The sequence below is a fragment of the Streptomyces sp. NPDC002602 genome (assembly GCF_042889445.1).
In the GTDB taxonomy this organism is placed as follows: domain Bacteria; phylum Actinomycetota; class Actinomycetes; order Streptomycetales; family Streptomycetaceae; genus Streptomyces.
Genome location: NZ_JBIAQX010000010.1, coordinates 190180 through 204694 on the forward strand (window position 1 = coordinate 190180; position 14515 = coordinate 204694).

Sequence of the window (14515 nt, forward strand, 5' to 3'; positions counted from 1 at the left end):
GGTGCTCACAGCCCGTAGTGGGACAGGCCGGTCCGCTCGTCGAGACCGAACATCACGTTCATGTTCTGGATCGCGGATCCGGCCGCCCCCTTGACGAGGTTGTCGGTCACGGCGATCACCTTGACGAACCCCCGGGCGGCGTCGTAGTCCACGCCGATGTGGCAGAAGTTGGAGCCGGTGACGGCCTTCAGGCTCGGATAGACGCCGTACTCCTTGGCGTTGAGACCGGCCTTCTTCGGTGCGCTGTTGACGCGGACGAAGAACTCGTCGGCGTAGTGGCGCTCGTAGAGGTCCAACAGCGAGGCCCGGTCGATCCGCGCGCGCTCCTGAGGCCGGACGGCCAGACTCGCCTGGATGTAGATGCCCCGGGCGAAGTTGCCGTGTGCCGTGGTCATGTCGACGCACAGCTCCCGGCCGGCCAGCGGCGCGAGATGGTTCTCCAGCTCCGGGGCGTGGCGGTGCCCTTCGAGGCTGTACGGGAGCATGGAGCCGAACGCCTCGGCGTGCATGATCTCGGTGAGCGGCTTGTTCCCGGCCCCGGTGGTGCCGTTGACGGCGGCGAGGTGGACGGGGACGTCCAGGTCGGCGAGGCCGCTGCGCAGCAGGGGGGCCAGTCCGAGCACGGTGGTGATGGCGTAGCAGCCGGGGTTGGCCACCAGCCGGGCACCGGCGACCTGTTCGCGGTGGAGTTCGGTCACCCCGTAGACGGCCTCGTCGAGCAGGTGGGGGGCGGCGTGCGGCGCGCCGTAGACCTCGGCGTACCGCTGCGGGTCGCGGAAGCGGAAGTCGGCGCTGACGTCGACGACCTTCACCCCGCGGTCCAGGAAGAAGGCCGCCGAGCGCATCGCCTCGCCCGACGGGGTGCAGAAGAACACCACGTCGAGGTCGTCCGCGCGGCGCCGGAGTTCATCCACGTCGACGAAGGTCAGCCCGCAGCCGAGCAGATTGGGATGGACCCGGTCGAACTCCTCCCCGCCCCGGGCCGTGGGCGTGATGGAGGCGACTGCGGGGTGGTTGAGCAGCAGTCGGGCGAGTTCGCCGCCGGCGTGGCCCGTGCCTCCCACGATGCCGATACGGAGCGTCATGCGTCACCTCGCGGAGTAAGGATGATCTTGCCGGTGGTGGCCCTGCCCTCGGCCATCAGGCTCATGGCCTCGGCGGTGTCGGCCAGCGCGAACCGGTGCGTGACCATGGGGCGGGGGTCGATCTCCCCGGCGGCCAGCCAGGAGATCACGGTGTGGAAGTCCGCGGCCGTGGACAACGAGGAGCCGACGACCGTCACTTCCCGGCCGACGAGGGCGTTGGCCGCCAGCGTCACCGGGCCGTCGAAGAAGCTGACCACGATCACGGTGCCGCCGGCCCGCACGTGGCCGACCGCCTCGTCGAGCGCGCCGGGGTGGCCGGCGGCGACCACGACGACGTCCGCCTCCGCGGACGGGCCGGCCGGGGCGAGTACGTCGGCGTACGCGTCCGCGCCGAGGGCCAGGGCGCGGTCGCCCTTCTCTTGTCCGACGTCGGTGCAGGTGATCCGGGTGAAGCCGAGCCGGCGCGCCGCGATCAGGCAGGCCAGGCCGATGTTGCCGGATCCGATGACGCGCATCGTGCGCCCCGATGCCGGGCCGGCGAGCCGGACGGCGTGCAGGCCGATGGAGAGAGGTTCGACGAGCGCGCCGAGCTCCGGATCGAGCCCCGGGGGCAGGGCGAAGGTCATGTTCGGCCGGAGCGTCACGTACTCCGCGAAGGAGCCCTCCCACCCCAGGTGGCACAGATTCCGCTTGTCTCGGCAGAGGTTGGTGAGCCCCTGAGCGCACCGGTCGCAGCTCCCGCAGTGCGCGTAGGCCGCCGAGCAGACCAGGTCGCCGACGGCGAAGCCGCCCGCCGCCCGCTCCACGACGCCGCACAGCTCGTGGCCGAGGACGACCGGTGCGGTCTTGTAGGGGTGCGCGCCCCGGTAGGTGGCGAGGTCCGACCCGCACACGCCGGTGGCGAGCACCCGGACCAGCAGCTCCTCCCCGTCGGCGACGGGGGGCAGTGGCCCGCTGCGGTACTCGATCCGCCCGTACTCCGTGAGTACGGCGCTGTTCATCGGCACGAGGTGGCCACCTTCCGTCCGGCGAGCACCTCGTGCAGCGAGTCGAGGAGGATCCGGCCGATGCGTTCCTGGGAGTCCGCCGACATCGCGCCGATGTGCGGCGTGATCACGACGTTGTCCAACTCGGCGAGGCGGCCCGGGTTGCCCTCCTCGGCCACCACGTCGAGCGCGGCGCCCGCGATCTCGCCCTCGGTGAGCGCCCGGTACAGGGCATCCTCGTCGACCACGGGCCCCCGCGAGATGTTGACCAGCAACGCCGAACGCCTCATGGCCCGCAGCGAGCGGTCGTCGATCAAATGGTGCGTACGGTCGGTGAGCGGCACGGCCAGGCACACCACGTCGGCGGTGGCCAACAGCTCCTCCAGGGGAACGGCTTCGATTCCCTGTCCACGCAGTCGCACCCGGCGCTCGGGCGTGTCCCGGTCGACGGTGGCGATCACCCGCATCCCCATGCCCCGCGCCAACTCGGCGAGGCGCGTGCCGATCTGGCCCAGACCCACCAGGCCGAGGGTCTTCCCGCCGAGTTCGATGCCCGCGAGGGCGGCCTTGTTCCACACTCCGGCCCGCACCTGGCGGTCGGCCAGCACGATGTGGCGGGCCGCCGACAGCATGAGCCCCAGGGCCAGTTCGGCGACGGCCGGCGCGGAGACGCCGGGAACGTTGAACACGGCCACCCCGGCGGCTTCGGCGGCGTCGAGGTCGATGTTGTCGACCCCGGAACCCGCCCGCGCCACCACCTTCAGCCGGGGCGCAGCCCGTATGACGTCCGCGTCGATGCGCACGCCGCTGCGCACCACGATGACCTCGACGTCCTCGACCAGCCGCATCAGGCGGTCGGCCGGGGGCCGCAGCTCGACGTGGACGTCGTGGGTGCGGCGCAGTTCCGCCAGAGCGCTCTCGTGGATGGGGTCCACCACCAGCACCCGCGTGCGCGCGGCGGCGGGCACGGCCGGCGGGGCGCCGCCCGCTCGGGCGAGTTCCTGGACCGCGCGCCGGTCCAGCTTGCCGGACGGGGTCAGCGGCAGCGTGTCCACCCGCAGGAAGCGGTTCGGCACCAGGTAGGCGGGCACGGTGGCGCGGGCGTGGCGGCGCAGCGCGGCGACGCTGAAGGCGCCGTCGCCCGCCGGAACCACCAGCGTCACCAAAACGGCGGTGCCGTCGGCGTCGTACGTCACCGCGGCGGCCGCGTCGTGGACGGCCGCGTCGGCCCGCAGCGCCTCCTCCACCTCGGCGAGCTCCACCCGGTGGCCGCGGATCTTGACCTGCTGGTCGTTGCGGCCCAGGTATTCCAGGGCGCCGTCCGGCAGCCGGCGGGCGAGGTCGCCGGTGCGGTACCAGCGCGTCCCGTCGAACGTGCGGAAGCGGTCGGCGGTGAGCTCGGGCCGGTGCAGATAGCCCGCCGTCACCCCGGTGCCGGCCACCCACATCTCGCCGGCCTCGCCGTCGGGCACCGGTGCGAGGTCACGGTCGAGGAGCCGGACCGACAGATGGGGGAGCGGTACCCCGATGGGCGAGCGCACGGCGCCGGCGAGGTCCTCGGGGGTGAGCGTCCTGACCGTGGTGAACACGGTGGTCTCGGTGACGCCGTACATGTTGACGAACTCCGGTGCCCGGTCCCCGGCGGCGTCCGTGTACGCCTTGACGACGTCCAGGTCGACGTTCTCGCCCCCGAAGATCACATACCGCAGGGCGAGGTCGGGCGCGCCGGAGTCGGCGTACTCGCGGGCCAGGAACCGGAAGACGGAGGGCACCTGGTTGAGCACCGTGACACCCTCGTCGGCCAGCAGCCGCAGGAAGTCCTCGGTCGCGCGGGCCGCCGCCGCGGGAATCACCACGGCGGTACCGCCGGTGGCCAGCGGCCCCCACAGCTCCCAGACGGAGAAGTCGAAGCTGAAGGAGTGGAAGAGCGACCAGCGGTCCCGCGGTCCGAGGTCGAACAGCGGCAGCGTGGCTTCGAGGAGCGCCAGCACGTTGGCGTGCGTCACGACACAGCCCTTGGGCTGCCCGGTGGACCCCGAGGTGTAGATGACGTACGCCGGATCCTGCGGGTCCGGTGTGGCGGCGGGCTTCACCGGGGACGCGACGCCGGCCGCGGACGAGCGGGGGTCGATGACCTCGACGCCGTCCAGCCCGCAGGCGGCCGCCTGCTCCGGGTCGCCGACCAGGATCTTCACCTGGGCGTCGGCGACCATGTAGTGCAGCCGCTCGCGGGGATAGGTCGGGTCGAGCGGTACGTAGGCCGCCCCCGCCTTGAGGATGCCGAGGATCCAGCCGGGCACCCGGTGGGAGCGTTCCAGGAGCACGCCCACCAGGTCGCCGCGGCCCACCCCGGCGTCGGCGAGCTGCGCGGCGACGGAGTCCGACGCCTCGTCGAGCTCCGCATAGGTGATCTCCCGGCCGCTCTCGCAGAGGGCGGCGGCCTCGCCCCTCAGCCTGACCGACCCGGCGAACAGGTCGGTCAGGCTGAGGGCGCCGACCAGTGGGTCAGCGCTGGTCACGGGTACCTCCGCCGGCCATGACGTCACCCTGGTCGACCGGCTTGTAGTAGTCGGTGGGGTGCGCGTCGTCGCCGAAGTCGCCGAACATGCGACGGAGTCGGGGCGACATGCGGTCCAGGATCTCCCGGGGCTGGCTGAAGTAGTCGTGCGGACGGTGCCACAGGTGGCCGTAGCGGAGGATGAACGTCTTCCGCTCACGGTGGGTGTTGGGCGCCACGGCGTGCCAGAGCGAGTACGGGAAGAGGAGCACGTCGCCCGGCGCTGCCTTGACCTCGATGGCGTCGTCCGGCAGCACGCCGCGGCGCAGCGGCTCGTCCAGCTCCTCCATGTAGCACAGTGCGTTGTTGCTGGTGGGCAGCTTGCGGTGGCTGCCGGGGATCAGCAGGAAGTTGCCGCTGTTGGACTCGGTGACGTCCGTGAAGAAGATCTGTGCCTTGACCTGGAGGCCGGGGCTGCCCGGGGTCAGCTGGATCCGCTGCAGGTACTCGCCGCCGTCGGTGTGCCAGTACTCCAGTGCCTCCTCCTGCAGGGACCGGACGAATATCTCGGTCCCCAGGATCTGGACGCTGCCGTTCAACAGGGACATCAGCGGCCCGACCAGCTTGGGGTGGTCGAGGAAGTGGTCCATCTCCGAGGTGCGGCTGACCGCGTCGCGGACGCGGACGGTGTGGCTGCGGTCGGTGAAACTCGCGTGGTTCTCGATCGTCGGGGCGCCCTTGGCGACCACGTCGTCGATGAGTTCGAGGCCCCGGGCCACCTCGTCCTGGTCGAAGACGCCCTTGAGGTGGAGGTAGCCGTCCCGCTCGTAGCTTTCGAGCTGCTCCTCCGTCAGCGGTGTCCAGTCGCGCTCTCGCCGCGTCACCAACGTGGAGTCGCGCATGGTCGAAACGTGCATCATGATGAATCCTCTCTTGACAACAGGGAACGTGCCGTCAGCGGCGCTGGGTGGCCCAGGTGCGCAGCAGGGCGTCCACCCCGTCCCACAGGGCCTCGACGTCCCCGCGCGCGTACCAGTCGGTCTTGAAGTTGACGGTCGCCGTCACGCCGTCCTCGTCCTCGACCCAGAAGGTCGCGATCGAGGCGTCGTGCCAGCCCACGGCGATGGGCAGCGGACGGGTCCGCACCCCGGGCATCTCGACGGTGCCGACCGTCTTGCGCATGCCGAGGGGGCGGGCGTTGAAGGTGACGTACGGGACGCGGGACTGCCGTCCCACGGCCTGCGGGTCCATCCGGTCGATCAGGGCGGGCCAGGGCACATGGCCGTCGTCCAGGGTGGCGAGCATCCGCCGGCGGAAGTGCCGCAGATAGTCCTCCGTGTCGGGCCGGCTCCCCGGTTCGCTGGTCAGGACGGCCTTGCTGGCCAGCCAGCCCGTGGTCTGGTGCAGATCGGGCAGCTCCCGGTTGGCGGTCGAGAGCGTGGTGGCCACCGCCTCGCTGCCGGAAAGGGTGGACAGCGAGCGGTGCAGCGCGGCGTGCATGAGGTTCAAGGCGGTCATCCGCAGTGGCCTGGCCACCGCGCCCAGGCTCTGGCACACGTCGAGCGACAGCCGGCGGCTGAAGCCGTCCTTCGCCTCGTAGCGGACGGGCGACCGCCCGCTGAAACCGGAGATCGGCATCGTCGGGATCGCCCCGACCCCGCTCAGCCCCTCCGCCAGCCGTTCCAGGGCCTGCTTCCCCTCGGGGGAGTCCATCATCCGGTTCTGCCGCCGGACGAAGTCGGGGAAGGTCATCCGCACGGGCGGCAGTTCGAGCCCCGAGCCGTCGCGCTCGGCGGCGTAGAGCGCGGACAGGTCGCGCGCCAGGACGTTGAGCGACCAGCCGTCGCTGACCAGGTGCTCCGCGACGAGGGCGAAGTACGTCTCCTCGTCGGGGCGGGTCATCACCAGAAGCCGGGCCATCGGGCCCCGCTCCAGGTCGAAGGGGGCCGCGCAGGCCGCCCGCAGGGCCGCGACATCGGCGTCCTCGGTCCCGGCGGTGGCCATCTGCCGGAGGTCCACCGGATCGGCCAGCCCGATGTGCCACACCATGGCGTCCAGGTCGAAGCCGCTCAGCAGCACCGGGTGGCGCCGCTGCAGGGCGTGCCAGGCACGGTTCATGGCGGCCAGGTCCACGGGCCCGGTGAACGCCAGCGGGAGCGTGGCGTGGTGGGGGTTGAAGACGCCGCTCTCGGCGTCCTCCAGGGTCTGGCCCAGGCGGTGCCGCTGGTTCCAGGAGACGGGCATCGACTCACGCATGATGGAGCTCCTTCACCGGTCGCACGAGGGAGGCGCCGTCATGGGCCCGTACGCCACCGTCCGCTCGAAGCGGGCGCAGCAGCAACTGCTTCGGGTCGCACATCACCTCGACGAGCTCGGGTCCCGGGTGCGCCAACAGCCCGGCGAGGTCGGTGTCGAGCGAGTCGGCGCGCTCCAGCCTGCGGTACGGCAGGCCGAACGCCTTCGCCACATCGCGGAAGTTCAGCGCCTCCGGCTCATCCAGGGCGGGGCCGTCGCACAGGGCTTCCTGTGATTCCCGGATCGAGGCGTACCCGCCGTTGTTCAGCACGAACACCTTGATGTCCAGGGCGTACTGACTGATGGTCGCCAGCTCCTGGATGTTGAGCTCGATGGCTCCGTCGCCCACGAGCACCAGCACCTGGCAGTCGGGTCTGCTGAACGCCGCACCCACCGCCATGGGCACCGCGGCGCCCATGTTGAGGAACGCCGCGGAGGTGATCTCCCGCTGCGAGGCGGAGAACTCCAGGGTCTGGCCGGTCACGTAGTAGGCGCTTCCGGTGTCCACCACGAAGACGTGGCCGGGACCGGTGTGCGCGTCCAGCCGCTCCACGAAGCGGTACGAGTTGAGGGGTTCCCGCAGCTCGCCGCCGGCGATCGTGGGGTGCGCCTCCTTCAGCTCGGCGCAGGTGGCCAGCCAGCGTTCGCTCGCGGCCGGCTCGGTCGACTCCGCCGACTCGATGAGCAGCGCGTCGAGCAGGTCGCGGACGTCCATGCACACCGGGAAGTCGATGCGCACACCCTTCTTCTTCAACTGGGACGGGTCGATGTCCACCGCGACGACCGTCGCGTCGGGGTCGAAGCCGTCGGCGTCCTCGCCGACGAAACCGATCGACAGACTGGACCCCAGGGAGAGGACCAGATCCGCCTGAGCCATGATCAGGTTCGGGTAGAGCCGGCCGCGGATGCCGCCCTGGCCGAACCACAGCGCCGAGTCGTACGGCAGCAGGTCATTGCCCAGCCGGGAGGCGACCACCGGCAGCCGCAGCCGCTCGATCAGCGTCCGGAACTGCTCCTCGGCCGCGCCCTGACGGATTCCCTGGCCCGCGACGACCAGCGGCCGTTCGGCGCCGCGCAGCATGGCCATGATCTGTCGGGCGGCCTGCCGGGCACCCGCACCCCTCGGTTCGCCTTCGGCGGACGGCGCCCCGCGCAGGGTCGCCGGGTCGATCTCGGCCGCCTGCACGTCGAGCGGGATGTCCAGCCACACCGGGCCAGGCCGGCCCGCGAGCGCTTCCCGGACCGCCCGGTCCAGATGCGCCCGGATGTCGGACGGCTCCTCCACCACCGCGGCGTACTTGGTCATGCTCCGGGCGCTCTTCACGACGGCGAAGCCCTGGACGCCGAACGAACGGGCGTCCTCGTCGATGTGCCGGGTCTCGACCTGGCCGGAGATGACCAGCACGGGTACCCCGTCGGCGTAGGCGTCGACCAGCCCGGCGAGCGCGTTCACCGCGCCGGGGCCACTGGTGACCAGGGCGACCCCCAGGGTCCCGGTGAGTTTGGCCGCGCCCGTGGCCATCAGCGCGGCCGCGGTCTCGTGCCGGGCACAGACGCTGAGCAGGTCCGGCTGCCGGGAGAAGGCGTGGTCGAGGTGGATGGAACCGGTACCGGACAGGCCGTAGCAGGTGCGGACGCCCAGCGCATGCAAGTAGGAGGCCACGTAGTCGGCCACACGCACCGTCATCCCAACCACTGCCGTACCCGCTGTGCCAGCCCCTGCGCCGTCAGCCCGAAGTGCTCGTAGAGGAACTCGGCGGGCCCGATGGGGGCGAACACCTGCGGTATGCCGATCTGCAGGACGGGGACGGGGGTGGTGCGCACCACGACCTCGGCGACGGCGCCGCCGAGGCCGCCGTTGACCACGTGGTCCTCGGCGACCACGAGTCGGCCCGTCTCGCGAGCCGCCCTGGCGATGGCCTCGCTGTCGATCGGCTCGACCGAGCCCAGGTGCAGGACGCGGGCATCCACGCCGTCCTCGGCGAGGAGGCGTGCGGCCTCCACGAGTCGGGTGGTGAGCAGACCGCTGCCGATCAGGGTGACGTCGGCGCCGTCGCGCAGTTGGGCCGATCCGCCGTAGCTGAAGGTGTGGTCGGCCGGGAACAGCTCGGGGGTGTCGAGCTTGCTGACGATCCGGATGTAGACCGGACCGTCGTGGGCGAGGGCCTCGTGGAGCGCGGCGACGGTGTCGCGGGGCGTCGCCGGCGCGAGCACCTTCATGCGCGGGATGGCCCGCATCCATGCCAGGTCCTCGACCGCGTGGTGGGTGCCGCCGAGCGCGCCGTAGGCCAGCCCGCTGACGAAGCCACAGAAGATGACGTCGGAGTTGGTGTAGGCGGCGTTCTTGATCTGCTCCAGGGCCCGTGAGGCCATGAAACAGGAGGCGGAGTAGACGAACGGGCGCAGGCCGCTGTTGGCCAGGCCGATCGAGACGCCCACCAGGTTCTGCTCGGCGATGCCGACGTCGACGAACCGGTCGGGGAACTCGGACTGGAAGCCGAGCGCGGAGTGGGTCTCGGCCGAGTCGTTGTTGACGATGCAGATCCGCTCGTCCTCGCGCGCCAGCTCGAGCAGAGCGGCGGAGAACGCGGTGGCGCAGTCAGTCATTGGAAACCTCCTCAAGCTCCTGGAGCGCCTGCTGCAGGAGTTCCGGCGTGATCTGGCGGCTGTGCCACTCGAGGTTGCGTTCCATGAAGGACACGCCCTTGCCCTTGACCGTGGAGGCGATGACGCAGGTCGGCTTGCCGGGGGTGAGCGGCGCCGAACGGAACACGTCGAGCAGCGCGTCGATGTCGTGCCCGTCGACGATGCGCACCTCCCAGCCGAAGGAGCGCCACTTGTCGTCGAGCGGCTCCAGGGCGTTGATGTCCTCGGTGCCGGCGCCCTTCTGGGCGAGGTTGCGGTCGACGACCGCGACGAGGCCGTCGAGGTTGCGGGAGGCCGCCAGCATCGCGGCTTCCCAGTTGCTGCCCTCCTGGAGCTCGCCGTCGCCGGTCAGCACGAAGGTGCGTCGCGCGGAGCCCTGGATACGGGCGCCGAGCGCCGAGCCGACGCCGAGGGAGAGGCCGTGGCCGAGCGAGCCGGTGTTGAACTCGATGCCCGGCACCCGGGTCGACACCACGGTGCTCAGCCGCGAGTTCGCGCCGCCGAAGGTCGCCAGCTCCTCTTCCGGGAGCAGCCCCTTCAGCGCCAGCACGCTGTACATGGCCGCGGACGCGTGTGCCTTGCTGAGGATGAACCGGTCCCGGTCCGCCTCCTCGGCCTCGCCGCGAAGCACGCCGAAGTAGAGGGCGCAGAGGATGTCCATGGCGGACAGATCCGCGCCGATGTGGCCGGTCTTGGCGGTGCTGACCGTGGTCAGCGCGAGCGCCCGGGCGCGCGCCGCCTGGCGGCGCACCGTGGCCGCGTCTTGCAACGACACTGTGTTCCTTCCTGGTTCATGCCTGATGGAACATCAGACGATGGGGGGAATACGGCTGTCAGACGCCGAGCTGCTGCCACTCGTCGAGCTGCTGGAGGTCGAAGACGTCCTTGACCCCGGAGATGCTGTCCTCCAGGTGAGAGGTGTGGCCGGTCTCGTAGATCGACCGGTAGGTGGAGCGCAGCGACGTGATCGTGGCGCGCAGTCCCTGGTTCGCGTAGATGACGGCCGAGACACCCGCGGCCCGGGCGTCGTCCGCGTGCCAATCGGGGTAGGTGGTGGGCACCACGACGACGGGCAGCCGGTCGTCCCAGTGGGCGAGGAATTCGAGGACCTGGTCCTTGGTCTTCTGCTTCGAGTGGACGAGCACCGCGTCCGCGCCGGCATCGGCGTAGGCGTTGCACCGCTTGAGGGCCTCGTCGACGCCGAGTCCGCTGATCATGGCCTCCGTGCGGGCGATGACGAAGAAGTCGTCGGTCCGCTGGGCCTTCTTCGCCGTCTCGATCTTGTGGGCGAAGGCGCTCACGTCCAGCAGGGTGTGATCGGAGGCCGCGAAGCTGTTCATCTTCGGGAAGATCTTGTCTTCGATGCTCACGGCGGTGATGCCGGCGCTCTCGTACTCGGCCACCATGTAGGCGACGTTCATGCTGTTGCCGAACCCGGTGTCGCAGTCGGCGACGACCGGCACGGAGAGCGCCTTCTGGATGTGGGCGGCCGCCTCCAGATAGTCCGTCATGCTCAGGAGGCTGGCGTCGGGGAGGCAGCGCGCGGCGGAGATCTCGAAGCTCGACGCCCACACGGCCTGGAAACCGCTCTGCTCGGCGATGCGGCCGCCCAGGGAGGAGTGCGCACCGGCGATCTTGGTGAGGGGATGGTCGGCCAGTACCTGCCGGAACGACGGATAGCTGTTGCGGATCATGGGGTCGACTCCTTTGGTGCGGCGGCATCGATGGATGCCGCCGGGTCCGATGGGGTGTTTCGGGTGAAGGCCCGCCCGGCGGCAAGGCCGGTGACGAGGAACAGCGCGGCCAGGATCAGCCAGCCGGAGGCGCCGAGACTCATCGTGAGCACGGTGACGAGGGCGGGGCCCAGAAACTGCTGGAAGCCCCGCGCGAGAGCGAAGACGCCCTGGTACTCGCCCATGCGGTCGGGGGGTGGCAGGGCGAAGGCCAGTCCCCAACTGCCCGAGGCCTGGGCCAGCTCGCCCAGGGTGAGCGCGATCAGCGAGGGCACCAGGAACACCGTGGCCCAGACCGCTCCCCTGCCTCCGGACAGCGCGAACAGCACACAGGCGACCGCCAGCAGCACTCCTGCCCGTACGAGCAGGCGACCAGAGCCGTGCACGGTTTCCGAGCCCCGGCTCGCGACGCGCTGGAAGAGCACCACCATGATCGTGTTCAGTGCGATCAGAACGGCCGTCAGGGCTCCGGGGGCGCCGGTCCGGTGGACGATCCACAACGGCATGCCCACCGTCAGGACCGGCAGATAGAACTCCAGCACACCGCTGAGCCCGGTCGCGAGCAGGAAGCGCCGGTCCTTGATCGCGACCCAGGACCGTTTGGCGGGCGCCGCCGGAGCGGGCTCCATACCGGCCGGCGGCCGCAACCGGAAGGCGATGACGGCGCAGCTCAGCTGTAGTACCGCGTTCGCCGTGGTGACCGCGATGAAGGCGGATCGGCTGCCGTCGGCCAGCGCCAGGCCCGCCAGGGCCGCCCCGCCGGTGAAGCCGAGATTGAAGAGGCTGCGCATCTGGGCGCGCACCCCCGAGGCCTTGGCCTTGCCGAACAGGGCGTGGATCAGGGCGCCGCGCAGCGGGCCGCCGGCCCCTGTTTCACAGACCCCGATGAGGGCCGCGACCACGGCGAACTCGACCACGTTGTCAACGAAGGGGTAGACGAAGAACAGGGGGCCCAGCAGCGCGTAGCTGATGGCGAGCGGAACGCGTGCCCCGAACCGATCGGCGATCCGGCCGGCCGGCATCGAGCAGAGGAACCCGCAGACACCCGCGATCGACATGGCGATGGCCAGTTGGTCGGCGGAGAATCCCGCGGTCCGGGTGAAGAAGATGACGCTGGAGGTGAGGAAGAGACCGGTGCCGAGCGACTGTGCGAACGTCAGGGCGGCCATGGGGCGGGCCGCGCCGGGCTCGGGGACCAGGTCGCGCAGGAGGTCGAGGGGTCTGGTGAGTGTGGTGGGCGGAGGGCTCTTGGGCAAGGGGATCCCCGTTAGCGGCGGGAGGGCTGCGGATCGGCTGCCCGCCATTGCTTCACCGGCGGACGGTGGCTCAGGGACGCACAGACGGACGACGGAGGCTGGCATCGGGCAACGCGGCGCGTCCGCCGCGTCATTGCCGTCGCGGAGGGCGTAACGCGCGGTTGGGTCCGGTGCGTTGAGGAGGGCGTAACGCGCGCTTGGGTCCGGTGCGTTGAGCTGAAGGAGGATCCGGTCCGGACGTATCCGCTCCGGCCGGTCAGTCGGCTCGAAAGCGACTCGGCGGCCGGTGACATCAGGTCCAAGTCGGTCGTCTGTGGGGAGAGTTGCCCCTGGTGGCCGCCAGGCCGACCGTTGACCTCGATGACGCGCGGGAACGTGTCGCTCACGGTGTGGCGGGAAGGCATGTCGCGGCAGACGGCGTGCTCCACCGACGCGTAGGCCCGGTGGAGGGGTGAGCCCACCCCCGAGCGGCGACTCCTTGAATCAGACCTGTTCGAAGAGTTCCGGCTCTTCCACCGCTTCCGCGAGTTGCCTGATGGTGCTCCGGCGAAGAACTCCGGAACGCGGCATGGGAAGGCCCGCATCGATCGCGCGGGTCGCGATGGTCAGCGCCATGAGTGAATCACCGCCGAGGTCGAAGAAATCGGCGTCAATATCGGTGACGGGCTCGCCGAGAGCTTCTTCCCAGAGGCGGGAAAGCGTCTCCACAATACTCGCGTTCAATATGTCGATCCTCTCGAATCTGCCGTCAGGGCAAGAGTGTGCCCAGGTCGAGCACGTGCTTTCGGCTTGAACTGCCGGTGAGTCCGACCAGGTGGCGGCACGGAATGGGGATGCTCAACAGCCGCCCAGGGAGCGCGAGTCGCGCCAAATCTTTTGCGGGAGCCGGGGAAACTTTTTGACTCCCCTTTAACAACCTTCCGCAAGCCGCCGCGATCGGCCGTCCATCAATTCCCACTCGAATGGTCGACCGATCGCGTACAGCCGAGTTACTGGGTGGTAATGCGAATGACATGATCCAATCACATGGCAGCCGCCGAAGCAATCCGACCCTGGTTATGGAATGGCAATATGGTGGCCTGTGACGGCGCCTTTTCTCAACGTGCCGGAACCTCCCAGGAGGCCGGCGCCCGCCAGTCGCGCCACTCCTCCCACCAGCCCGCACCCCGCTCCACCAGGGCGACCACCTCGGCGGCCGCCGCTCGTACGGACGTCTCCTCGTGCGTGGTGAAGCCGCCGGAGCGCACCCGCTCCTCGAACTCGTCGACGTCCTTCCACCGGTAGGGCGAACCATCGCCGGGGATCCACAGGTCCAACTCCTGGTCCAGCGTGTCGAAACCGTCCGGTGTGCGGCGCATCGGCTCCTGGAAGTTGACGTACCAGCCCTGGAACCGAGAGCCCTCCCGGCGCGCCCACACCGAGTAGCCCTCCCCGGGTCGCTGCAGTTGCAGGACGCCGTCCGACTGCCAGACGTGCTCGAACGCGGCCCAGGGGTGCGGTCCCCAACGGAACTCGTGGGTCCCGAAAGTGAGTGGCGTGTTCTTGGCCAGATAGACGGCCAGGGTGTGGCCGTCGTCGGCGGCGACCCGCACCGGATAGCGAATCCATTCCCGATCGTCCAGGATTTCGCGCCGGACAATCACTTCGCCGACAGAAAAGGTGGTTTGCATGATCGCGACTCTATCGACGCGACGCTTTCCCCCCGGGATCGGGATCCGCCCGGCACATCCCCTGGCGCTCGGCGGGGCGCGCGTGACCGAGCCGGCGGCGGAGCGGGAGCCGCGGGCGGGAATTGCGGGCCGGAACCGTTTTCAGCGCGCGCGGTGGGGCGGGCAGGGGCGAAATGGCGCTGGTCGCGTCGCCCGGGCCGGTGGTGCGTCGGTGGAGCATGTGCGTGGGTATTCCCTTGGAGCTGTTGGTGCGAGCAGACGCCTGCTCCCGCGATGAGCTGCGAGTGACCTGCGGGCAAAGCCTGAGGTCCACCGCTCACGTTTGGCAGTGATGGCGCTGACGTTCC

Annotated in this window: 12 protein-coding genes; all 12 read right to left on the reverse strand. The window is 70.3% G+C overall.

Going from position 1 to position 14515, the window contains the following annotated elements:
• Window positions 1-5: 5 nt before the first annotated feature.
• The gene (argC, locus tag ACFYW3_RS25105) at window positions 6-1085 is read right to left on the reverse strand and encodes an N-acetyl-gamma-glutamyl-phosphate reductase (RefSeq protein WP_389387393.1); all 1080 of its coding nucleotides are present in this window, start codon (window positions 1083-1085) and stop codon (window positions 6-8) included.
• The gene (locus ACFYW3_RS25110) at window positions 1082-2086 is read right to left on the reverse strand and encodes a zinc-binding dehydrogenase (RefSeq protein ID WP_389387430.1); all 1005 of its coding nucleotides are present in this window, start codon (window positions 2084-2086) and stop codon (window positions 1082-1084) included. The genes argC and ACFYW3_RS25110 overlap by 4 nt, the downstream gene beginning before the upstream one ends.
• The gene (locus ACFYW3_RS25115; protein ID WP_351760228.1) at window positions 2083-4590 is read right to left on the reverse strand and encodes an amino acid adenylation domain-containing protein; all 2508 of its coding nucleotides are present in this window, start codon (window positions 4588-4590) and stop codon (window positions 2083-2085) included. Before ACFYW3_RS25115 ends, ACFYW3_RS25110 begins: the two co-directional genes overlap by 4 nt.
• Complete coding sequence (locus tag ACFYW3_RS25120) at window positions 4577-5488, reverse strand: phytanoyl-CoA dioxygenase family protein (RefSeq protein WP_351760225.1); 912 nt, start codon at window positions 5486-5488, stop codon at window positions 4577-4579. Before ACFYW3_RS25120 ends, ACFYW3_RS25115 begins: the two co-directional genes overlap by 14 nt.
• Window positions 5489-5522: 34 nt before the next feature.
• A complete protein-coding gene (locus ACFYW3_RS25125; protein WP_351760222.1) occupies window positions 5523-6824 on the reverse strand; it encodes a condensation domain-containing protein in 1302 nt (433 codons plus the stop codon).
• A complete protein-coding gene (locus tag ACFYW3_RS25130; protein ID WP_389387394.1) occupies window positions 6817-8550 on the reverse strand; it encodes a thiamine pyrophosphate-binding protein in 1734 nt (577 codons plus the stop codon). The genes ACFYW3_RS25125 and ACFYW3_RS25130 overlap by 8 nt, the downstream gene beginning before the upstream one ends.
• Complete coding sequence (locus ACFYW3_RS25135; RefSeq protein WP_351760214.1) at window positions 8547-9470, reverse strand: transketolase C-terminal domain-containing protein; 924 nt, start codon at window positions 9468-9470, stop codon at window positions 8547-8549. The genes ACFYW3_RS25130 and ACFYW3_RS25135 overlap by 4 nt, the downstream gene beginning before the upstream one ends.
• Window positions 9463-10284, reverse strand: coding sequence for a transketolase (locus tag ACFYW3_RS25140; protein ID WP_389387395.1), 822 nt, complete (start codon window positions 10282-10284; stop codon window positions 9463-9465). The genes ACFYW3_RS25135 and ACFYW3_RS25140 overlap by 8 nt, the downstream gene beginning before the upstream one ends.
• A gap of 58 nt (window positions 10285-10342) precedes the next feature.
• Window positions 10343-11203: an isocitrate lyase/phosphoenolpyruvate mutase family protein gene (locus ACFYW3_RS25145; RefSeq protein ID WP_351760208.1), complete on the reverse strand. Its 861-nt coding sequence runs from the start codon at window positions 11201-11203 to the stop codon at window positions 10343-10345.
• Window positions 11200-12498 carry an MFS transporter gene (locus ACFYW3_RS25150; protein WP_351760205.1) on the reverse strand — a complete coding sequence of 433 codons (1299 nt, stop codon included), beginning with the start codon at window positions 12496-12498 and terminating at the stop codon, window positions 11200-11202. The genes ACFYW3_RS25145 and ACFYW3_RS25150 overlap by 4 nt, the downstream gene beginning before the upstream one ends.
• A 483-nt stretch (window positions 12499-12981) precedes the next feature.
• Window positions 12982-13206 (reverse strand): phosphopantetheine-binding protein, encoded by a 225-nt coding sequence (locus tag ACFYW3_RS25155; RefSeq protein ID WP_351760202.1) that lies wholly within the window; start codon window positions 13204-13206, stop codon window positions 12982-12984.
• Between the two features lie 389 nt (window positions 13207-13595).
• Entirely contained in the window at window positions 13596-14168 is a 573-nt protein-coding gene (locus ACFYW3_RS25160; RefSeq protein WP_351382560.1) for a DUF402 domain-containing protein, read from the reverse strand.
• Between the last annotated feature and the right edge of the window lie 347 nt (window positions 14169-14515).